Raw genomic sequence first — 20,645 nt, 5'->3', positions numbered from 1 at the left:
CACATGGCCACCACCACGCACGCACCGCCGAGCGGTGCCGGTACCTCACGGACCGGCACCGCTCGGCGGGTGTTTTCCGTCGTCATCGCAGTCGCCGTCCTGGTGCTCGCCGTGCTCGCGAGCGTCATGTTCGGCAGCCGCACCACCTCGTTCGGCGATGTGCTGGACGTCCTGTCCGGCAGCGCGGACCCGAATGTCACCACCATCGTCGAGAGTCGCTATCCGCGGACCGCGCTCGGTGTGCTGGCCGGACTCTGCCTCGCCGTCGCGGGCACCCTCATGCAGGGCGTGACCCGCAATCCGCTGGCCGATCCGGGCCTGCTCGGGATCAACGCGGGCGTCTCCGCGAGCATCGTCGCCGCGACGGCGTTCCTGGGGGCGTCGGGCAGCACCGCCACCATGTGGTGGGCGCTGCCCGGCGCGTTGCTCGCGGGTCTGCTCGTCCATGCGATCGGTTCTGCGGGTTCGGGCGGCGGTCTCGTCCGGCTGGTGCTCGCCGGCGCGGTGCTCTCCGCCGTGCTGATGGCGTTCATCCAGGCGGTGACCCTGGGCCGCCCGAAGGTGTTCGACAGCTACCGGTACTGGGTCGTCGGCGCGCTGGGCGGACGGGACTTCGACGTCTTCTGGTCGGTGCTGCCGTTCGCCGTGGCCGGTCTGGTGATCGCCGCGGTGCTCGGTCCCGGCCTCAACGCGCTCGCGCTCGGCGACTCGACGGCGGCGTCCCTGGGGGCGAATCCGGCGCTGGTGCGGGCGGGCGGGCTGCTCGCGGCCACGCTGCTGAGCGCGGCGGCGACGGCGGCGGTCGGTCCGATCGCCTTCGTCGGACTGGCCGTTCCGCATGTGGTGCGGGCCGTGGTCGGCGTCGATTTCCGCATGCAGGTCCTTTTCTCGGCGCTGGCAGGTCCGGCGCTGCTGCTCCTGGCGGATGTCGTGGGCCGGGTGGTCATGCGCCCGCAGGAGCTGATGGTCGGTGTCGTGACCGCGTTCATCGGGGCGCCCGCACTGCTCATCGCCGTACGCAGGATGAGGGGCAACGCATGACGTCGCAGCAGACCGCGGTCCGCACCGCTTCGCCCCGTAAGGTGCTGAGGGCCGGCGGGAGGGTGGCCGTGCCGGTCCGGCGGGTGTCGGTGCTGACGGCCCTCGTGCTGCTGGTGCTGCTCGTGGCGGGCGCCGTCGCCACGCTGTCGCTCGGGCGGCTGGGCATTCCGCTCGCCGACCTGGCCGGGGCGGTGACCGGCGGGGCCGAGGGCAAGAACGCGTTCGTGCTGGAGCGGCTGCGCGGCCCCCGGCTGACGGTCGCCGTGGGCACCGGTGCGGCACTCGGGCTCTCCGGGGCGCTGTTCCAGTCCGTCACCCGCAATCCGCTCGGCAGCCCCGATGTGATCGGGCTGGCGTCCGGTGCCGGGGCGGGGGCCGCGATCTCCGCGCTGTTGTTCCCGGACACCGTGCCGGTGGCGCTCGGCGCGCTGCTCGGCGCCGTCCTCGCCATGGTGCTGGTCTATGTGTCGACCGGTACCGGGTTCCGCAACCCGGCCCGGCTGGTCATCGCGGGCATCGGGGTCGCCGCGATCGGCACCGCGATCACCCAGTACGTCGTCTACGCCATGGAGCGGGACCGGGCCGCCGTGCTCAGCGCCTACGTCAACGGCAGCCTGTCGGCGCGGTCGTGGGAGGACGCCACCACGATCTGGCTGGTGCTGCTGGTGGTGGCCCCGCTCACCGTGCTCCTCTCGCGGCGGCTGGACATCGGGGAGATGGGCGACGACATCGCGGCCGCGCTCGGCTCCGAGCCCCGCCGCACCAAGACGGCCGCCGTGGTGCTGGCGATCGTGCTCTCGGCGGGGGCGGTCAGTGTCGCCGGTCCCATCGCGTTCATCGCGCTGACGTCCCCGCAGGTCGCCAAGCGGATCACCCGTGTATCCGGCCCGCACCTGGCGCTGTCGGCGCTGACCGGCGCGCTGCTGCTGGTACTGGCGGATCTCTGCGCCCAGCAGCTGCCGCTCTTCGACAACCTGCCCGTCGGCATCTACACGATGGCCATCGGAGGCGTGTACCTCGGCTATCTGCTGGTACGGGAGTGGCGCCGGGGAGTTCTGTGAGACGCGGCGCCGTACGCTACTCGCCGCCGAAGTAGCCGTACGGCGCCACGGACACGCCCTCGACGACACACCTCGGGTCGTCCTCCCCGGCCGTCGGGTCCACCTGACGCGCCTCCAGCACGCGCATGGACCAGACGGAGAACCCGGCGTGGAAGTCGTAGCCGATGTCGCACGGCGTGCTGGTGTAGCCCTTGGCGTGCAGTTCGGCGACGACGTCGTCGATCAGCCGGTGGGTCAGCTGGATCCCGTCGTAGCTCGCCTCGGCCTCGCCGCCCTGCCCGCTGCAGCCGATTTCGACGAGTTCCACGGTGTCGTCGGGTGCGTAGGTGATCACGAGCGTCGGTGTGGTGTCGTACACGGCAGGGCGGACGGCGGCGGTGCCGAGGCTCGGCGGGCCGACGCGCTCCTCGACCCGGGTCCGGTGGTCGCCGATCATGGCGAGGCCGACGCCGCGTCCAGGGATGATCTCCATGCCGGGCATCCTGCCATCGGCGCCCGGGTCTTCCCCTCCCACCCCTCGCACGCCCAGCTCCCCCCCCGCCCTCGCACACCCCCACTTGAACACGTTCAAGAAAGCTCGTAGAGTCGATGCCGAACACAGTTGAACACGTTCAAATCAGGGGGCGGCGATGTCCGTACTGGTCAATTCGATCGTGATGCTGGGCATGCTGGTGGTGGTCCCCGCGGGACTGCGGCTGACCGGTGCGGCCGAGCTGGACCGGATGCGGCGTCTGTGGCCGCTCTTCGCCGTTCCCGGCGCCGTCTCACTGTGGCTGCCGCGCGGCACGGCTGCCACCGCCCTGGCGGTCTGTTACGCGCTCGGCACCGCACTCCTCGCCCTGCACGCCCCGCCCCGGCTGCTCCGCAGTCCGTCGAGGTCCACAGCGCCCGCCGAGGTCGCCCTGCTCACCGCCCTGGTCACCCCGTCGGTCGCCGCCACCGCGCTGGTCGCCGAACGTTCGGGGCACCCGCTCTTCGGCTTCGGGCTCGGCATCCTCGCGCTGACCGTGCCGCACTTCCACTTCGCCGGATTCGCCGCCGCCCTGGTCGCGGGGCTCGTCTGCCGGGTCGCCGACAGCGCCGCGGGAAGGTTCGCCGCGCTGAGCGTTCCACTGGGCACCCTGCTCGTCCTGATCGGCTACTTCATCGGCGACTGGGCCGAACTGGCCGGCGCGGCCGTCCTGACCGCGGGAATGTGGACCGTCGCCGTCCTCACCTGGCGGTCGGTCCGTACCGGGCAGCGGGACCGGATCACCCGGTCGCTGCTCGCCGTCTCGTCCGCCGTGCTCGCCGTCACCATGGTGCTCGCCCTGAGCTGGGCGCTCGGCGAGGCCACCGGACTCCCGCACCCCACACTGCCCTGGATGGCCGCCACCCACGGCCTCGGCAACGCGCTGGGCTTCGCACTCTGCTCGGTGCTCGCCTGGCAGCGGCTCCGCGATCACACCGACCACGAAGAAAGCAGGACCGCATGAGCACCCTCAGCTATCCCGAGGTCGGCGCCACCCGCCTCGGCCCCCTCCCCACCGGATACCACCACCTCCACCACCGGGCCCGGGTCGGGCGCGGCCGGGCCGACCTCCGGGCGGCGGGCGCGGCGGTCACCGAATGGCGCATGCACCGCACCAGCGGTGCCCGGGTCCGCGCCTCGGCGCCCCGTGCCGGGGACGGGGTACGCGTCCGGGTGTCGCTGGGCATCGGCCTGCTCCGGTTCACCGCGCCCTGCCAGGTCGTCTGGACCGCGTACGAGCAGGATCGCATCGGATTCGCCTACGGGACCGAGGTCCGGCACCCGGAACGCGGCGAGGAGTCCTTCGTGGTGGAGCTGGCGGACGACGGGACGGTGTGGTTCACCGTCATGGCGTTCAGCCGCCCGGCCACCTGGTACACCCGGCTCGCCGGGCCCGTCGTACCAGTGCTCCAGCGGCTGTACGCCCGGCGGCTGGGCAGCACGCTCCGTCGCATCGTGGACGAGGAGCGCGGCGGGCGGGGCTGAATCGCCGATACTGGAAGTGATGGAGTGGTTCACCGCAGACGGGTACTGGCTCAGCCGGCTGATCTTCCAGCGGGCATTGGCCGCTGTCTATCTGGTCGCGTTTCTCACCGCCGCGCTCCAGTTCCGGGCGCTGATCGGCGAACGCGGCATGCTGCCGGTACCCGATTTCCTGCGCCGCACCGACTGGCGCGACGGCCCCGGGATCTTCCGGCTCCACTACTCCGACCGCTTCTTCGCCTTCATCGCCTGGACCGGCTGCGCGATCGCCGTCGCCCTGCTCGCGGGCGCGGACTCGTACCTTCCGCTCTGGCCGGCGATGGTGCTCTGGGCGCTGCCCTGGGCGCTCTATCTGTCGATCGTCCAGGTCGGCCAGACCTGGTACGGCTTCGGCTGGGAATCGCTGCTGCTGGAGACCGGCTTCCTCGCCGTCTTCCTCGGCAACGCGCACACCGCTCCCCCGGTACTGGTGCTGTGGCTGCTGCGCTGGGTGCTGTTCCGGGTGGAGTTCGGCGCCGGGCTGATCAAGATCCGTGGCGACGAGTGCTGGCGCAAGCTGACGTGCCTGTACTTCCACCACGAGACCCAGCCGATGCCGGGGCCGCTGAGCTGGTTCTTCCACCGGCTGCCGGGGCCCGTCCACCGGGCCGAGGTGGCGGCCAACCACGTCACCCAACTCCTGGTGCCGGTGCTTCTCTTCACCCCGCAGCCGGTGGCGAGCGCGGCCGCGGGGCTGATGATCGTCACCCAGCTGTGGCTGGTCGTCTCGGGGAACTTCGCCTGGCTGAACTGGCTGACGATCACCCTGGCCCTGTCCGCCGTCGACTGGTCCCTGTTCACCGCGCCGCCCGCCCAGTCCGCGCCGCCGCTCTGGTACGAGATCGTCGTCATCGCGGTGACCGCGCTGGTCGTCTTCCTCAGCTACCGCCCGGCGCGCAATCTGGTCTCCCGCCGCCAGGTGATGAACCGCTCGTTCGACCCGCTGCATCTGGTCAACACCTACGGCGCGTTCGGCAGCATCAGCCGGGTCCGGCTGGAGGTGGTGGTCGAGGGAACGGACGAGCAGGTCCTCCACGACGGCACCGTCTGGCGGGAGTACGGCTTCCGCGGCAAGCCGGGGGATCCGCGCCGGATGCCCCGCCAGTTCGCCCCGTACCATCTGCGGCTGGACTGGCTGATGTGGTTCGCGGCGCTCTCCCCCGCGTACGCCCGCCCCTGGTTCGGCCCGTTCGTGGAGCGGCTGCTGGAGAACGACCGGGACACCCTGCGGCTGCTGCGTCACAACCCGTTCCCCGACGCCCCGCCCGCGCACGTCCGCGCCAGGGTGTACCACTACCGGTACACCACCTGGCGCGAACTGCGGGCCACCGGACGCTGGTGGCACCGGACCTATGTGCGGGATTTCATGCGCCCGGTCTCGCTCGGCCCCGCCTGGCTCAGCCCGACCAGGCGATCTTGAACACCCAGGCGTGCTTCCCGTTCCTGCGGGCCGCCGCCGGTACGTCGATCACCAGCGAGCCGCCCCGGACCCGCCAGTTGAGCGGCCGGTCGTGACCGAGCAGGGTGACCCGGTCACCGCCGCGGACCGGCACCGGCGCCTCGACGGTGAGGGTCGCGCCCGGCCGCGCCAGCGAGTGGATGTAGAACGCACGGTTCGGCCGCAGGGTGAACCGCAGATCCTCACCGAGCTGCGGCATCCGTGACCAGTACGTGGTGTCGTAGATCGCCTCCCCGTTGGTCTTCAGCCACTCCCCCGTCTCGCGCAGCCTGCGCTGCATGATGTCGGGGATCGTGCCGTCGGCCCTGGGGCCGATGTCCAGCAGGAAGTTGCCGTTCTTGGAGACGATGTCGACGAGCGAGTGCACGATCTCCTCGGCCGTCATGTACTTCTCGTCCGGCGTCTGGGCGTTGTAGCCGTAACTGAACGGGTCGAGGCCGCGGCTGGACTCCCACTTCGCTGTGACGATCTGGTCGTACGTCGTGTACTCGGGCGTGGTGAAGTCGTACGGCCCGATCCCGGAGCGGTTGTTGACGGTGACCTCGACCGGGCGGGCCCGGTTCTTCGCGTGGTTGAAGTACTCGGCCAGCACCCGGTGGCTGTCGTTGTCGCCACCGATGTCGCACCAGAGGATCTCGGGGTCGTAGCCGTGGATCAGCTCCAGCATCTGCGGGCCCTGGAACTGGGTGACGTAGTCCCTGCCCGCCGTGTGCCCGGTGTACGGGACGGGCTCCAGGGTGTACGGATTGCGCGGGGCGTGGCCCATCCACGGGTGGTCGGGGTTGAACCACTCGGGCATGGAGAAGTACAGCCCGCGGTGGAGTTCGGGGGTGTAGCGGCGCGAGGCGTCGAAGAGCTCCCTGACCAGGTCGCGCCCCGGCCCCATCTTCACCGAGTTGCGGTCCGAGAGCTTGGTGTCCCAGAGCGCGAAGCCCTCGTGGTGCTTGGAGGTGAGGACGTGGTACTGGGCGCCGGCGTCCCGGAAGAGCTCCACCCAGGATCGCGGGTCGAAGCGTTCGGCGCGGAATCGCGGGATGAAGTCGTCGTACGCGAAGGACTCGCCGTAGGTCTCGCGGTGGTGGGCGTGGGTGGGGTTGTTGGGGTCCTGCATCTGGTTCCAGTACCACTCGGCGTACTGGGTGCCGACCGGCGCCCAGGCGGGCACCGAGTAGACCCCCCAGTGGATGAAGATCCCGAACTTCGCCTGCTGGAACCAGTACGGCGCCTGGTGGGTGGAGAGGGAGGCGTCCGTCGGCGCGTAGTCGGGGACGCCGAGGGTGAGCGAGCGCCGGACCGTGGCCGCCCGCGCCCCGCGTCCGCGTGCGACAACGTTGCCTTCCTGGGCGGTGCCGGGTGCGGTGCCGGGTCTGCTGCGGATGCCGATGCGGACGCGGGCCTGTTCGCCGGGGGCGAGGCGGGAGACGCGGGCAGGCGCGACGGTGCGGGCTCCGGGCACGTCCACGGAGAGGGTGAGGCCGTCGGCGGCGAGGATGCCGACCGTGCCCGCGTTGACGACGGTGGCCTCGACGCTCTGGGCGCCGGAGTCCAGCAGCGAGGTGGTGGAGTGGGCGTCGCGCAGCGACAACGCCCGCCCCTGGGCCGCCGGTTGGAGCGAGAGCGCGAAGATGTGCAGGGACGGCTTGCCCGCCTCGGCAGGCTGGGTGGTGGGCAGGGTGAGCGCGACGGCTTCCCTGGCCGGGTCGAGCGCGATCTCGCTGACGGCGATGGACACCTGGTGCGGGTCCTTGGCTCCGTCGGCGGCGTAGCGGTACGCGGCGGTAAGGGCGCCGCTGCCGGCGTACCAGTCGGGCCCGCCGAGCACCGGGGTCGTCGTGGTGCCGTCGGCGTAGTGGACCGTGGCCCTGCCGGACGCGGCGCCGTAGCTGCACGCGGTGAGGAAGAGACCGGAGAGATAGCGGCCGGGCGGGAGGTCGATGCGCTGACCGAGGGCGACGACGTTGTTCCTGGCGCCCTCGGAGGAGGCCGGGAAGAGGAAGGCGGTGCCGCCGATCTCCCGTTCTCCGGCGGGGAGTTCCTCACCCGGGAAGGTGTAGCCGGAACCGTCGAAGTCGCCGCCGCGGGCATCGGCGGTGTCGAGGCCGTCGTTGTCGAACCACTGGTCGAGCGGCACGGGGACGGCGGCGGGAACGGTGCCCCACTCGCCCTCATCGGCGCCGGCTCCTGTGTGCGGTGCGGCTGCGGTGCGCGGGGCCGCATCGGCGGTGGCGGGAGTGAGCAGGGCGACGCCGACTGCCGCCCCTGCCGTCATTCCGAGTACATGGCGCCTGGGAAGTTCGGTCATGACATCCGATGATTGGAGTACGACGCGAACCTGTCAATGCAATCTTCCAGACAGAACGAAACACCGTTCCCGCACTCATCCGATGACTGGACGAAGCCGGGAGCGCGCCGAACGGCCGAGCTCCGGCCCGCGCGATGCGGGCCGGAGCTCGGGTGGTGTGGTGCCGGGGCGCGAAGCGGAGTCAGTCGATGCCGGGCAGGATGTGCGGCTCGGCGAGGTCGTCCTCGTAGCCGGCCAGCCGGATCGGTGCGGACCTGGCCCAGACCTCGATGTTCCGGAGCTTCTCGGGCCTACGGGGCCGGTCTCCGTGCCGTTCGGCCGGTCGCTTCTCGTGCTTCGTCAGTTCCGGTGTCGTCACCGCGCACTCCTTTGTGTCGCGTAGCCCCGGGCGTCGCCGATGCTCCGGCCTCATTACCGGGAAGCGGCCGCCCGTGCGGGGCAGGGGCAAGAACAGTTCGGTCGCGGTGGCGCCGGGTAGGGGGCGGGACGGCGACTTGGTTGACAAGCCTGTCCCTGGACGGTCGAGGAAGGTTTGTGGACTCCTCGATTACGTCCGTTCACATCAGGGTAACCAAATGAGCGCTTCCGCGCTCGATGGAACGTGTGCTCTAGGTCACTTTCAGCCACCGCATACGGAAAAGACCCGGTCGGGAGCGGCTCCCGACCGGGTCCACGGCGGCTCACGGACGCCGCATCACCGAACGACTACCAGTTGGCGGGCGCGTAGTCCTTGAGGAAGCAGCCGTACAGATCCTCGCCGTCCTCGCCGCGCACGATCGGATCGTAGACGCGGGCGGCACCGTCGACCAGGTCGAGCGGGGCGTGGAAACCCTCTTCGGCGAGGCGGATCTTGTCGGGGTGCGGGCGCTCGTCGGTGATCCAGCCGGTGTCGACGGCGGTCATCAGGATGCCGTCCCTCTCGAACATCTCCTGGGCGCTCGTGCGGGTGAGCATGTTCAGGGCGGCCTTGGCCATGTTGGTGTGCGGGTGACCCGCGCCCTTGTAGCCGCGGCTGAACACGCCCTCCATCGCGGAGACGTTGACCACGTAGGCGCGCTTGGCGGCCGTTGCCGCCATGGCCGGACGGAGCCGGCTGATCAGGATGAACGGGGCGGTGGAGTTGCAGAGCTGGACTTCCAGCAGCTCGATCGGCTCGACCTCCTCGACGGTCTGGATCCAGCTGTTGGTGTCGTGCAGGTCGGGCACGAGTCCGCCCGCGTCGATCGCCGTCCCGGCGGCGATCCGCTCCAGCGAGGCGGATCCGGTGACCAGGGCGAGCTCGGTGACGTCCTGTGCGCTCAGCCCCTCCTTGCGGGCGGCCGGCAGGGCCGCGACCCGGTCGACGGTGCCACTGCCGAAGGTGCCGATGACCTCGGCGGCGGGCAGCTCGCCCGCCGGGAGCGGCGCGGACTCGGCATTGACCAGTTCGCTGTACGCGTTCGCGGAACGGCGCACCGTCTGCGCCGCGTTGTTGATCAGGATGTCCAGCGGGCCCTCGGCGGCGACCGAATCGGCGAGCGCGACGACCTGGGCGGGGTCGCGCAGGTCGATGCCGACGATCTTCAGCCGGTGGATCCACTCGTCGCTGTCCGGCATCGCCTTGAAGCGGCGGATCGCGTCGTTGGGGAAGCGGGTGGTGATGGTGGTGTGCGCCCCGTCGCGCAGCAGCCGCAGCGCGATGTACATACCGATCTTCGCCCGGCCGCCGGTCAGCAGCGCGCGTCGGCCGGTGAGGTCGGTCCGGGCGTCGCGGCGCGCACGGTTCTCCTTCGCGCACTGCTGGCAGAGCTGGTGGTAGAAGGCGTCCACCTCGACGTAACGGGTCTTGCAGATGTAGCAGGAGCGGGGCCGCTGGAGCACTCCCGCGATCTCGGCACGGGCGGACGACGACGGCAGGACGCCCTGGGTCTCGTCGTCGATCCGGTCGGCCGAGCCGGTCGCGGTGGCCTCGGTGACCGCCTTGTCGTGCGCGGTCTTGGCGGCGCGGCGCTCCTGGCGGCGGCGCTGCTTCACCGTCCGGTAGATCCCGGCCGTGGCGCGGCGCACGGCGATGGCGTCGGGGTGGTCGATCTCGATGGTGTCGAGTTCGTCGAGCACGCTCAGGCAGACGGCCAGCCGCTCCGGGTCGATACCGGGACCGAACTCCTCAGTACCGGGAGCGAGCTCCGGGCTGTCCTCTGTCACCGTCATTGCCGTTCCTCTGCCATCTGTCTCTCGTGGCGCCGACCGCCGTACCTGCTCCTGCCGGGCCGAACGCCCCGATCAAGTCTGCCATGCACCGGATGCTGCTCCGTTCGCGTGACTTCTCGGCCGTTCGGCACGGTTGGCAGGCGCGGGGTGCGGACGGCCGCGCCCGCCTGTGCCCGGCCGTCTCCGCCACGGGGCGCGGCGCCCAGGACTATCTCGTCAAGGGGCGGCTCGACCCCGAGGCGCTGGGCCGCGCCTTCTCCCGCGTGGGGCAGGTGCATGACGAGTGGAAGCCGGTCGGCCTCGACCGGACCCTCGACCGCGCGCTGGCCGATCTCGCGCTGGTCGTCGAGGAGTCCGGCGCCACGGTCGTACGGGAGGGCCCGCTGCCCGAGGTGACCGGGGACGCCACGGCGCTCTCCATGGTCTGGCAGAACCTGATCGGCAACGCGGTGAAGTTCCGCCGGACGCACCGTGCCGGATCGCGGTCGGCTGCGTCCGGGAGGGCCAGTGCTGGCACTTCCGGATGTCGGACGACGGCATCGGCGTCCCACCGGAGTCCGCCCAGAAGGTGTTCGTCATCTTCCAGCGTCTGCACGGCCGGGACGAGTACGAGGGAACGGGCATAGGCCTGGCCCTGTGCCGGAAGATCGTGGAGTTCCACGGGGGCCGGATCTGGCTGGACGAGGAAGTCTCCGAGGGCACCCGCATCCGTTTCACGCTGCCGGTCGCCCCCGAAGGGCCCGCGCACTCCGCGACGGAACCGCTCCTCACGGACTCGGCAGCCGGACGGTCCGGCCATCGCTGAGATCTGCCGGGTTCTTCCCGGAGTGGGACCGTTCGTCGCGGGTAGGCGGACGTCGAGAAGCTGTCACCGAACACCCCTGCGTCGCCCTGGCTGGAGCACATGAACGAACAGGTCACCTCGCGACCGGCCGGCTGCCCCTGCCCGGACCGGTTCACGGAGGTTCTGCACAGCGCCGAGGTGTTCGACGGCGAGCCCGGCTGCATCGCCCAGGCCAGGGCGCTGGCCGACCGCTTTCTGGTCCGGCTGGCCGCCGAGTGGCTCGCGGTCTTCGGCGAGCACACCCGCAGCGATCTGCTGCTGGCGGTGAGCGAGCTGGTCACCAATGCGGACCGCTACAGCCAGGGGCCGTATCTGCTGGAGCTGGAGGGCACGGCGGAGCGCGTCAGCGTCACGGTGTACGACTCCAGCACCGCCCTGCCGCTGTTCTACTCGCCCGACCCGACGCGCCCCGGCGGCCACGGCATGGAGATCGTGGTGGCGCTGTGCGACCGGCTGACCGCCGAGCGCGTGCCGGTGGGCAAGCGCATCCGGGCCGAGTTCGAACTGAGCAGCTGAGCTGTGGGGCGGGCGGGACGCCGCCCGCCCCACGACCATGGTCAGCCCAGTGCGGGCGGGGCGTCCGTGGCGGAGGTGCCCCAGTCCGACGGCTCGCTGCCCACCGTGAAGGAGAGCGAGCGGGCCGAGCGGATGTCGTCGGTGGTCAGGTAGGTGCGCGACCGCGCCGTACCGTCGAGCCGGGCCGACTGGATGTAGCGGTCGGTGGCCGAGGTGCCGGGTGCGCTGACCGTGAGGGATCCGCGCGGGTAGTAACGGCGGTCGAGCCTGATGTCGACGCGCTCGAAGGCGGGCGTGGACAGGCCCCAGGTGTCGGTGCCCGGCTGGACCGGGAAGACGCCGATGGAGGACAGCACCATCCAGGCGGACATGGTGCCGAGGTCGTCGTTGCCCGTCATGCCGGTCGGGGTGTCGGTGAACAGGGTCAGGGCCGCGTGCACCACATCGGTGGTCTTCCACGGCTGGCCGGTGGAGAGATAGGTGTACGGGGCGATCAGGTCGGGCTCGTTCTGCGGGTTGTACTTGTCGGCGTTGTAGTACGCGTACGGGCCGTTGACCCAGACCTCACGGGCGGTCTTCGCGGGGTCGGCGAGCAGCTTGTCGTACGCGAAGAAGGAGTCGAGCCGCTGGTTGGCGGCGTCCTTGCCGCCGATCAGGCCGACCATGCCGGGCAGGTCCTGCGGTACGAGCCACTGGTACTGCCAGGACGTGCCCTCGTGGAATCCCTCGCTCTTGGCCGGGTCGGCGGGTCCGGTGAAGGCTCCGGCGGTGTCCCGGGCCCGGAAGAAGCCCGTCGAGGGGTCAAAGATCTGGCGGTAGTTCTGGGCGCGTTCCGTGTACCGCTTCGCGTCGGCGTCGTGGCCGAGGTCGCGGGCCATCTCGCCGAGCATCGCGTCGGACAGCGCGTACTCCAGGGTGGCGGAGGCGCCGTGGTCGTAGTCCGAGTCGCCGGGCTTGGCGTGCGGCCGGCCCTTGATGTACGGGACGAACCCGTCCTTCAGGTACTGGACGTTGGCCTCGCGACCCACGGGTGCGGAGTCGGCGGGCGGCACCCCGTCGGCGTTCTTCTTCAGGGCGCGGTACGCCTCTTCCTCGTACCCCTTCAGCAGCCCCTGCTGGTAGGCGTTGGTGAGGAAGGGGGTGACCGGGTCGCCGGTCATGATGTTCGTCTCGACCGTGCCGTAGCCCCACTTGGGCAGCCAGCCGCTCTCGGCGTCGATCCGCAGGACCGAGAGCGCCATGTCGCGGGACTCGTGCGGGGCCAGGAGCGAGAGGAGCTGGGCCTGGGTGCGGTAGGTATCCCAGAGCGACCAGTTCTGGTAGTAGGTGAAGTCTTCGGCACGGTGGATCTTCTGGTCCCAGCCCGTGTAGCGGCCGTCGACGTCGCTGCCGATGTTGGGGGCGAGGAAGGACCGGTAGAGGGAGGAGTAGAAGGTGCGGCGGAGCTGGTCGCTGCCGCCCTGCGCCCGCACGCCTTCGAGCCGCTTCTCCCAGGCCTGCTGAGCGGCGTGCGCGACGCGGTCGAAGCTGCGGCCGCCCTCGGCACGGAGGTTGAGCGCGGCGCCCTTGGCGTCGACGTAGCTCAGGGCGGTGGTGGCCTCGACGGTGCGGTCCTTCGTGGTGTCGAAGCGCAGCCAGGCGCCGTTGCGGGCGCCGCCGGCCGAGGACTTCTCGGAGCCTTCGGTGACGGTGTCGCCGTTCCAGGTGCCGGAGGTGGTGAACGGCCGGTCGAAGCGGGTGACCGTGTAGAGCGTGTACGGCTTGGTGTCCTGGCAGAAGCCGCTGCCGGTGATCGCGGTCCGTACCGTCCGGTTGTCGAGGATCTCCACCTCGGACGCAAGCGTCCGGTGCAGCGACTGGCCCGCGTTGAGCAGGACGTTGGCCTTGTCGGTGGCGGGGAAGGTGTAGCGCTGCACACCGGTGCGGCTGCTCGCGGTGAGCTCGGCGTCGATCCCGGTCTTCAGCCCGACCTTGTAGTAGCCGGGGCTCGCCTTCTCGTCGTCGTGGCTGAACTCCGCCGCGTACTTGGCGTAGTCGGTCTGTGTGATGTCGCCGGTAGTGGGCAGGGCCGGCAGATCACCGCCGAGCCCGCAGCCGACACCGGAGAGATGGACGGTGGAGAAGCCGCGGATGTGGTTCTCGCCGTAGTCGTAACCGGTGTTGTGGCCGGTGTCCGGGGAGAACTGCACCATGCCGAACGGCACGGAGGCGCCCGGGTAGGTGTTGCCCTCGTTCTGGGTGCCGATGAACGGGTTGACCAGGTCGGTCAGTCGTCCGTCGGCACGGGGCGCGGCCTGGGCCGTGGCCCCGGCGGTGAGGACACCGCCGAGGAGCGCGACGGCGGCGAGCGCGGCCGCCGGACCGCGAAGTCGCGGCCGTGGGGTCCGGTGCATGGGGTACTCCTCCTTGGACAACGTTGTCAGAGCGCGATCATTCTTGGTTCCCCGGTGAGGCGCGTCAAGGGTTCGGACACGAACGCCGCGGCCCGCCCGGTGCGAACGGGACGCGCCGCGGCGCTGTCAAGGGTCAGGCGGTGGGACACCCCGCCACGACCGGGTTCGACGCATCGCGGACGAGCGCGTCCTGCGCCGCCCGGATCCGTTCGGCGTCGGGCTTCACGATCCGGCGGTCGTAGGTGAGCAGTCCGTTCAACTCGCCCTCGACATCCGAGATCTGGGTGTAGACGGCGCCGTTGCTGCCCTGGCAGGCAAGCTTCCGCACCTCGTCGAGCCTGGCCAGACAGCCGTCGGTGTACGTGGCCGGGTCGACCGCGATGTACGACTGCTGTACGGCCCAGGCGTGCCCGGGCACGGCCAGGCCGAGCCCCCGTACTCGCCGCTGACCAGGGCGCGTTGCCCGTCGGGCCGCGGCAGCAGCGCGCGGAGGGCGGACGGCCCGGGTTCGTTGCAGTACCGGATCCCGCGGACCGCCAGTCGGCGTACGAGCGGTGCGGGATGCGAGAGGGCGGCGGTGTACCGGTCCAGGGCCTCTTCGCCGAGGCGCATGAACGCGTCGCCGACCCGCTCACGCATCTCCTCGGTGGGTGCGTCGAGGAGGGCCCGGACCAGGGGGTCGAAGGCCGTGCTCCCGATCCGCCAGAACGCCGGGGCGACGTGCCGCCAGTCCACCGGGGAGGAGTCGTCGGTCAGCTCGCGCACGATGGCTTCCACCGCGGCGGCCCCGCCCCCGGCCAGGGCGTCCGCCGCCCCGGCACGCCGGTCCGCGAGACGCAGGTCCCGCACCGTGTCCGCCCGCATGAATCCCCCTCCGAACGGCAGTGTGTCAGACGCTCTCGAAGACGCAGTCCCCGCACAGGCCGCCGGCCGGTGTGCGGTAGTACAGACAGCAACTGCGGCGCCGGAACGCCGCGTCGTGCGGGGCGCCGGTGTTCCGCAGGTCCGGGTGGTCGAAGAGTTCGGCGACCAGTGCGCGGGCCCGCGCGGCCACGTCGGGGCGGTGGTGCGTACGTGCCCAGGCGAGGAGTTGACGCAGGGCTCCTGCCAGCGCGGACCCCGCGTTGCCCCACAGCAGCCGGCCGGACAGCGGGCTGTCCCGGTGGATCGCCTCGGCGAGGGGCACGAGGTGGCCGTACTGGACGGCTTCCCGGATCCGGCAGGCGGTGCCGGGCAGCGACTCGGTGCCGTCCAGCCACAGATCGTCGGGGGCCGGGTGCCGCGGGTCCCAGTGGAGGGCGCCGGGCGAAAGGCCGGGGAAGCGGCCGGTCAGTGCCGCAGGTCCGAGTGCGACCGACCAGAGGCGGGATGCCAGCCCCAAGTGCGCGATGGAGGCAGCCACTCTGCGCTCGGCGGTGTCCAACCGCGCGGCCACCGTGTCGATACGGGCCGTGAGCGGAGCCTGCTCCCCCGCGTACAACCGTGCCAGCGGGCGGTGCGCCCCGTCGGGCGGCGCGGTGGTCCGCAGCGCGAAGAATCCGCCCACCGAGGCCGCTGCGGACCCGTCCATCGCATGCGCTCCTTCTCGGCAATTCCGGTCGTCGGCCCCACTGCGCCGGCTCCCCTGCGCCGTTCACCGTAGCCGCCCGCAGGGTGAGGACTCCGCGAGGCCATAGGTCCTCCGGAAGGAGGACTACCCTCCGCAGGAGGACACTGGGGATACGGCCGTACTACCAAAGCAGTACGGCGAATCGCCGTCTCAAGGACGACGACGCAGCCGCGCCGAAGGGACATCGTGGTGTACATGAGTTCCCTTGCGCTGTCCGTGCTGCTGTCACTGGTCTCCGCGGTCGCGTACGCGGCCGGGGCGATCGTCCAGGAGCGCGTGGCGACAGCCGGCGACGGCCACTCGCTCGCCCCCCTGCGCAACCGTGTCTGGTGGGCCGCCGTGGCGCTGAACGGCGGGGGCGCGGTGCTCCATGTCGTGGCCTTGGCCTACGGTCCGCTCAGTCTCGTCCAGCCGCTCGGTGCGCTGACCATTGTCTTCGCCCTGCCGATGTCGGCGCTCTTCGTACGCCGGCGGGCGGGAGCCACCGCCTGGCGGGGCGCGATCATGGCAACCGTCGGTCTGGCGGGCCTGCTCGCACTCACGGGGAACGCCGAGTCGCACTCGTTGAACGGCCCGGATCAACTGATCGCCGCCGGTGTGACGCTCGGTGCGATCGCGCTGCTCGCCCTGATCTCCACGGGCGTGCACCGGCCGGTGGTACGGAGCGTGATCCTGGCCGGGGCGGCGGGCATCGCGTTCGGCATCGCCTCGGTGTTCGTGAAGACGGTGGCGGTGGGGTGGACCTCCGGTGCGCTGGCGGCAGGACTGCCGGCGCTGCTGGCGATCGCCGGTTTCGCGGCCGCCGGGCTGCTGCTCTCCCAGGCCGCGTACCGGGGTGCCGGACTTACCGCGCCGCTGGCGACGGTGACCGTGGTGAACCCGGTGATAGCGGCGGTCGTCGGCATCACGATGTTCGGCGAGCAGTTCCGGCACGGCACGGCCGGGACCATGCTCGCGCTGGCCTGTGCGGTGGTCGCCGCGGGCGGCCTGATACTGCTCACGACGGAGCGGCTGGGCGCGGAGCAGCGCGCCCTCCCGGATGCTCCGGTGGACGGGACGGACGCGGAGGGCGAGGAGGCGGCCGTGGACGCGGCGCCCGCCTTCCCGATGCCTGCCGGGGCCGTCGAAGCGGTCCCGGAAACGCTTTCCTCGGCGCGTCCGCTGCCCGCGCTGATGCCGCTGGAGTGTCTGGGCCGGGTGGCGTTCGGGCCCGGGCCGTCGTCGTACACCGGCACGGAACGGCGGGGCGGCTCGTCCGCGGGGCCCGTCGACCCCGACGACGCGGCCGTTCAGACGCTGACGCCGCCCGCCCTGAGGTAGGCCAGCGGGTCGATGTCCGATCCGTAGCCGGGACCGGTGCGGATCTCGAAGTGCAGGTGCGGACCCGTGACGTTCCCGGTGGAGCCCGAGCGCGCAATCCGCTGGCCTGCGGAGACGTGCCTGCCCTCACGCACGTGCAGCGCGGACAGATGCGCGTACTGGCTGTACTTGCCGTCGCTGTGCCGGATGACGACCTGGTAGCCGTATGCCCCGCCCCAGCCCGCCGAGACGACCGTGCCGGAGGCCACCGCCCTGATCGACGTGCCGGTCGGGACGGGGAAGTCGACCCCGGTGTGATAGCCGCTGGACCAGGAACCGGCCTGGTGGTACGGGGTGCCGATGCCGGCCGCGACGGGTGCGACGAGACCGGAGTGCTGCTCCGTCCGCTGCTTCGGCCGGTGGCTCTCAGTCTTCTTCGGCTGCGGCTTCGGCTTCGCGGCGTTGTGGTGCGGCTTCGGCTTCGCGGCGTTGTGGTGCGGCTTCGCTGCTGCCTTGCGCTGCTCCGTGGCCGCCTGCTGCTTCGCTTCGGCGGCCTGGGGGTACGGCTTCGCCTTCGGGCGCTCCGGTGCCGCCGACCGGTGCGGTGCGGCGACCTTCCGGGGCTTCGGCTCCGCCTTCGGCTTCGTCTGCGCGGGCGTGCCCGTCCTGGAGTCCGTCCTCGGCGACCGCGCCGTGTCCAGGCTCAGGCGCTGCCCGGGGAGGATGAGGTCCGGGTCGTCCCCCACGACCTCGCGGTTCTGCGCGTAGAGGTGCTGCCAGCCGCCCCGGACGTGCTCGGTCGCCGCGATCGCGGAGAGCGAGTCGCCGCGTGCCACGGTGTAGGACTCGCGCTTGCCGGGCACGGTGGTCGGCGTGGCGGGGGTGGACGTCCGCTTCGTCGTCGGGTTGCCCGAGGAGGTCTTGCCGGATGCGGGCTTGCCAGGAGCCTGGACGTGACTGCTCCGCTGCGACTGCGGGCTGATGTCGGCGGCGTCCCCGCCACTCGTCAGCCCCGCCTTCGTCGAGCAGCCCGGCCACGCGCCCGGCCCCTGCGCGTCGAGCACCTTCTCGGCGATGGAGATCTGCTGGTCCTTGGTGGCCAGATCGGCGCGCGGGGCGTAGACCGTGCCGCCGTAGGCCGCCCAGGTCGACCGGGTGAACTGTAGTCCGCCGAAGTAGCCGTTGCCGCTGTTGATGTGCCAGTTGCCGGTCGACTCGCAGGCGGCGACCTTCTCCCACACATCCGTCGACGCGGCGCCCGCCGAAGCCGCTGCGATGAGCGGAAGCGCGAGGCCCGCACCGCCCGCGGTGACCGTGAGCGAGGCACGGTTGATCCGGCTGGGCTGATATCTGCGGTGCCGTCCGTTCGCGGCCATGACTTGGCTCCCCCACTGACAGTAGGACACGTCGCAAGCGCCCAACTTATGTGCAGGCAAAGGCCGCTGACAAGAGAGCCCCGGGGCTCACCGTCACGGCCGACCCAACGGCCCCGCCCTCTCCGGCGGTTACGGTACGGGCGCGCCCGCGCGGGTGACGGAGCGGTGCCGGGCCGCCGCGTTCACGAGGGCGGCCATGATCCGGATGTCGTCGCCCATTTCGGGGTGCCACTGGACCCCCAGCACCAGGCTGTCGTGGTCGGTGAGTTCCAGGGCCTCCACGGTGCCGTCGGGCGCGTGGGCGCTTGCCGTGAGGCCGGATCCCAGGCGGTCCACGGCCTGGTGGTGGTAGGCGGGCACCGCGGCCGGTTCCGCGACGGCTGCCGCGTACACCGTGCCGCGAACGGGGGTGACGGTGTGTTCGCCGAAGACGCCGGGGCCGCCGGTGTGCCCGTCCAGGTGCTGGTGCAGGGTGCCACCGAGGGCGACGTTGAGCAGTTGCATGCCCCGGCAGATGCCCAGCAGCGGGACGTGCTGGTCGATCGCCGCCTCGATCAGGGCGAGTTCCCACGCGTCGCGTTCGCGGGCGGGCGGGCCGGTGCGGGGATCGGGCGACTCGCCGTAGCGGGCCGGTTCGACATCGGCGCCGCCCGCGATCACCACACCGTCCAGTGCCGCCACGGTCTCCCGGGCCGCGTCGGCGGTGTCGTCGGGCGGCAGCATCACCGCCAGGCCGCCGGCCGCCCGCACCAGGCGCGGGTAGCCGATGGGCAGCAGGGCGGCCGGCATGTCCCACACGCCCCACCGGGCCGGTTCCTGATAGGTGCTGATGCCGATGACGGGCCGGGTCATGGAGCCCCTCCTCTGGTTCGTTCGCTGATCGGTCGTGGTGCGCCCCTGCCGCGCGCGGGCGTGGCACGGACGGGCAGTGGCACGGGCGGGCAGGCGTGCGGACAACGGCCTTGTGTCGCGGTCCCGTTCAGTCCCGCGACAGTTCGGCCTCGGCCGCCGCCAGGGCGGCGAACTCCTCCTCCGGAGCGCTCGCGACAAGGCGGTGGCGGCTGTAGAAGGCGAAGTAGGCCAGTGCCACCGCGTACACGCCGAGAGCGATGAACGCCGCGTTCCGGTCCACCAGGAAGGTCGCCACCAGTGCCGAGCATGCCAGCACGAACGCCACGGACGAGGTGAGCGCGCCGCCGGGCGTGCGGTAGGGCCGTTCGAGGTGCGGTTCGCGGCGGCGCAGCACGATGTGGGAGAGCGCCATCAACGCGTAGCTGATGGTGGCGCCGAATACGGCGACGTTCAGCATCCGGCCGCCGTTGCCGATCCAGGCGGCCAGCGTGAAGCCGATCGCGCCGGGGATCAGCAGGCCGAGGTAGGGGGACTTGCGGCGGTTGGTCAGCGAGAGGAAGCGCGGCAGGTAGCCGGCCCGGGAGAGCGCGAACAGCTGGCGGGAGCCGGCGAAGATCAGCGAGAAGAACGAGGCCACCAGGCCCGCCAGGCCGGCGTAGTTGACGAAGCGGCTCAGGCCGGTGGGACCGCCCTCGCCCTCCAGCGCGACCACAAGGGGGTTGCCCGCTTCCTGGATGGCCTTCGCGCCCTGTGCGCCGGTGGCGGAGAGGAAGGTGAGCACCGCCAGCCCCACCAGCACGGTCAGAGAGATGGCCAGCGCCCTCGGCATCGACCTGACCGGGTCCTTGGCCTCCTCGGCGGCGAGCGGCACGCCCTCGACGCCCAGGAAGAACCACATGCCGAAGGGGAAGGCGGCCCAGATGCCGAGCAGCCCGAAGGGCAGCCAGGACGAGGAGCCGAGTGCGCCGGTGTCCACCGGGATGTCGTTGAGCCGGTCCGCGTCGAAGTCGGTGAACGCGCCGATGGCGAAGATCAGCAGAGCGGCCACGGCGACGGCGGTCACGATCAGGCTGAACCGCAGCGCCTCGCCGACGCCCCAGAGGTGGATCCCGATGAAGACGGTGAAGCACGCGAGGTAGACGGGCCAGCCGGAGGTGAGCCCGAACAGGCCGAGGGACTGGACGTAGTCACCGATGAACAGCGAGATGGCGGCGGGGGCGAGGATGTACTCGATGAGGATGGCCGTACCGGTCAGGAAGCCGCCCCAGGTGCCCAGGGCGCGGCGTGCGAAGCCGTAGCCGCCACCGGCGGTGGGCAGGATGGCGGAGAGTTCCGCCAGCGCGAAGACCAGGCACGCGTACATCAGGCCCATCAGCACGGTGGCCGCGGCGAGTCCGCCGAAGCCACCCTTGGAGAGGCCGATGTTCCAGCCGGAGTAGTCGCCGGACACGACATAGGCGACGCCGAGTCCGGTCAGCAGGAGCCAGCCCGCGCTGCCCCGGCGCAGGGTGCGGCGGTGCAGGTACTCGTCCGTTCCGGTCGCCGCGCCGGCCGTGTCGCCGGGTGGGCTGGTGGGGGTGTCGGTTCCCTGGGCCATGGGCACTCCAGATGTGTGTCGACGGCGCTGCGTCGAGGCGTGGGAGGCGAAGAGGGCGCATCAAAGGTTCGCCG

16 protein-coding genes and 2 pseudogenes are annotated in these 20,645 nt (G+C 71.4%); 8 read left to right on the top strand and 10 right to left on the bottom strand.

Translation table 11 applies throughout. The annotated features are described in order from the left end of the window. Positions 1 to 3: 3 nt before the first annotated feature. The gene (locus OG978_RS37735) at positions 4 to 1,041 is read left to right on the top strand and encodes a FecCD family ABC transporter permease (RefSeq protein WP_326769525.1); all 1,038 of its coding nucleotides are present in this window, start codon (positions 4 to 6) and stop codon (positions 1,039 to 1,041) included. After that, positions 1,038 to 2,102, top strand: a complete 1,065-nt coding sequence (locus tag OG978_RS37730) for a FecCD family ABC transporter permease (RefSeq protein ID WP_326769524.1) — start codon at positions 1,038 to 1,040, stop codon at positions 2,100 to 2,102. Before OG978_RS37735 ends, OG978_RS37730 begins: the two co-directional genes overlap by 4 nt. A 16-nt stretch (positions 2,103 to 2,118) precedes the next feature. On the opposite strand, the gene OG978_RS37725 is transcribed toward OG978_RS37730, so the two are convergent. Continuing rightward, entirely contained in the window at positions 2,119 to 2,574 is a 456-nt protein-coding gene (locus OG978_RS37725) for a hypothetical protein (protein ID WP_326769523.1), read from the bottom strand. Positions 2,575 to 2,731: 157 nt separating this feature from the next. Between OG978_RS37725 and OG978_RS37720 the strand changes: the two genes are divergently transcribed. From OG978_RS37720 to OG978_RS37710, 3 genes are read left to right on the top strand one after another with little or no spacing between them, the layout of a single operon-like run. Next, a complete protein-coding gene (locus OG978_RS37720; RefSeq protein ID WP_326769522.1) occupies positions 2,732 to 3,577 on the top strand; it encodes a YndJ family protein in 846 nt (281 codons plus the stop codon). Next, a complete protein-coding gene (locus OG978_RS37715; protein ID WP_326769521.1) occupies positions 3,574 to 4,098 on the top strand; it encodes a DUF1990 family protein in 525 nt (174 codons plus the stop codon). The genes OG978_RS37720 and OG978_RS37715 overlap by 4 nt, the downstream gene beginning before the upstream one ends. Before the next feature lie 19 nt (positions 4,099 to 4,117). Beyond that, positions 4,118 to 5,554, top strand: coding sequence for a lipase maturation factor family protein (locus OG978_RS37710; protein ID WP_326769520.1), 1,437 nt, complete (start codon positions 4,118 to 4,120; stop codon positions 5,552 to 5,554). Here OG978_RS37710 and OG978_RS37705 read toward each other — a convergent pair. The 3 genes from OG978_RS37705 to OG978_RS37695 form a co-directional block, all read right to left on the bottom strand. Further along, positions 5,532 to 7,895, bottom strand: a complete 2,364-nt coding sequence (locus OG978_RS37705) for an alpha-L-fucosidase (RefSeq protein WP_326769519.1) — start codon at positions 7,893 to 7,895, stop codon at positions 5,532 to 5,534. The genes OG978_RS37710 and OG978_RS37705 overlap by 23 nt on opposite strands. Before the next feature lie 181 nt (positions 7,896 to 8,076). Beyond that, the gene (locus OG978_RS37700; RefSeq protein WP_326769518.1) at positions 8,077 to 8,253 is read right to left on the bottom strand and encodes a hypothetical protein; all 177 of its coding nucleotides are present in this window, start codon (positions 8,251 to 8,253) and stop codon (positions 8,077 to 8,079) included. 347 nt (positions 8,254 to 8,600) lie between these two features. Further along, on the bottom strand, positions 8,601 to 10,085 hold the full coding sequence (locus OG978_RS37695; protein ID WP_326769517.1) for an SDR family NAD(P)-dependent oxidoreductase: 1,485 nt from the start codon (positions 10,083 to 10,085) through the stop codon (positions 8,601 to 8,603). A gap of 254 nt (positions 10,086 to 10,339) precedes the next feature. Here OG978_RS37695 and OG978_RS37690 point away from each other — a divergent pair. After that, a pseudogene (locus tag OG978_RS37690) lies at positions 10,340 to 10,890 on the top strand (sensor histidine kinase); the annotation flags it as partial. Between the two features lie 99 nt (positions 10,891 to 10,989). Next, positions 10,990 to 11,445, top strand: a complete 456-nt coding sequence (locus OG978_RS37685) for an ATP-binding protein (protein ID WP_326769516.1) — start codon at positions 10,990 to 10,992, stop codon at positions 11,443 to 11,445. A gap of 41 nt (positions 11,446 to 11,486) precedes the next feature. Here OG978_RS37685 and OG978_RS37680 read toward each other — a convergent pair whose 3' ends face one another. The 3 genes and pseudogenes from OG978_RS37680 to OG978_RS37670 all read right to left on the bottom strand — a co-directional run bounded on the left by OG978_RS37680 (position 11,487) and on the right by OG978_RS37670 (position 15,408). Next, positions 11,487 to 13,838 carry a GH92 family glycosyl hydrolase gene (locus OG978_RS37680; protein WP_326769515.1) on the bottom strand — a complete coding sequence of 784 codons (2,352 nt, stop codon included), beginning with the start codon at positions 13,836 to 13,838 and terminating at the stop codon, positions 11,487 to 11,489. Between the two features lie 133 nt (positions 13,839 to 13,971). Beyond that, positions 13,972 to 14,324 (bottom strand): annotated as a pseudogene (locus tag OG978_RS37675) (glycoside hydrolase family 2); the annotation flags it as partial. Between the two features lie 403 nt (positions 14,325 to 14,727). Further along, positions 14,728 to 15,408 (bottom strand): (2Fe-2S)-binding protein, encoded by a 681-nt coding sequence (locus OG978_RS37670; RefSeq protein ID WP_326769514.1) that lies wholly within the window; start codon positions 15,406 to 15,408, stop codon positions 14,728 to 14,730. A 234-nt stretch (positions 15,409 to 15,642) separates the two neighbouring features. Between OG978_RS37670 and OG978_RS37665 the strand changes: the two genes are divergently transcribed. Beyond that, positions 15,643 to 16,767: a DMT family transporter gene (locus OG978_RS37665; RefSeq protein WP_326769513.1), complete on the top strand. Its 1,125-nt coding sequence runs from the start codon at positions 15,643 to 15,645 to the stop codon at positions 16,765 to 16,767. On the opposite strand, the gene OG978_RS37660 is transcribed toward OG978_RS37665, so the two are convergent. The 3 genes from OG978_RS37660 to eat form a co-directional block, all read right to left on the bottom strand. Next, positions 16,737 to 18,122, bottom strand: a complete 1,386-nt coding sequence (locus OG978_RS37660) for a peptidoglycan DD-metalloendopeptidase family protein (RefSeq protein ID WP_326769512.1) — start codon at positions 18,120 to 18,122, stop codon at positions 16,737 to 16,739. The genes OG978_RS37665 and OG978_RS37660 overlap by 31 nt on opposite strands. Before the next feature lie 129 nt (positions 18,123 to 18,251). Further along, a complete protein-coding gene (locus OG978_RS37655; RefSeq protein ID WP_326769511.1) occupies positions 18,252 to 18,974 on the bottom strand; it encodes a gamma-glutamyl-gamma-aminobutyrate hydrolase family protein in 723 nt (240 codons plus the stop codon). A gap of 127 nt (positions 18,975 to 19,101) precedes the next feature. Next, positions 19,102 to 20,571 (bottom strand): ethanolamine permease, encoded by a 1,470-nt coding sequence (eat, locus tag OG978_RS37650; protein WP_326769510.1) that lies wholly within the window; start codon positions 20,569 to 20,571, stop codon positions 19,102 to 19,104. Between the last annotated feature and the right edge of the window lie 74 nt (positions 20,572 to 20,645).

It is taken from the genome of Streptomyces sp. NBC_01591 (genome assembly GCF_035918155.1).
Taxonomy (GTDB): Bacteria; Actinomycetota; Actinomycetes; order Streptomycetales; family Streptomycetaceae; genus Streptomyces.
This window is presented reverse-complemented; position numbering and strand designations above follow the sequence as displayed.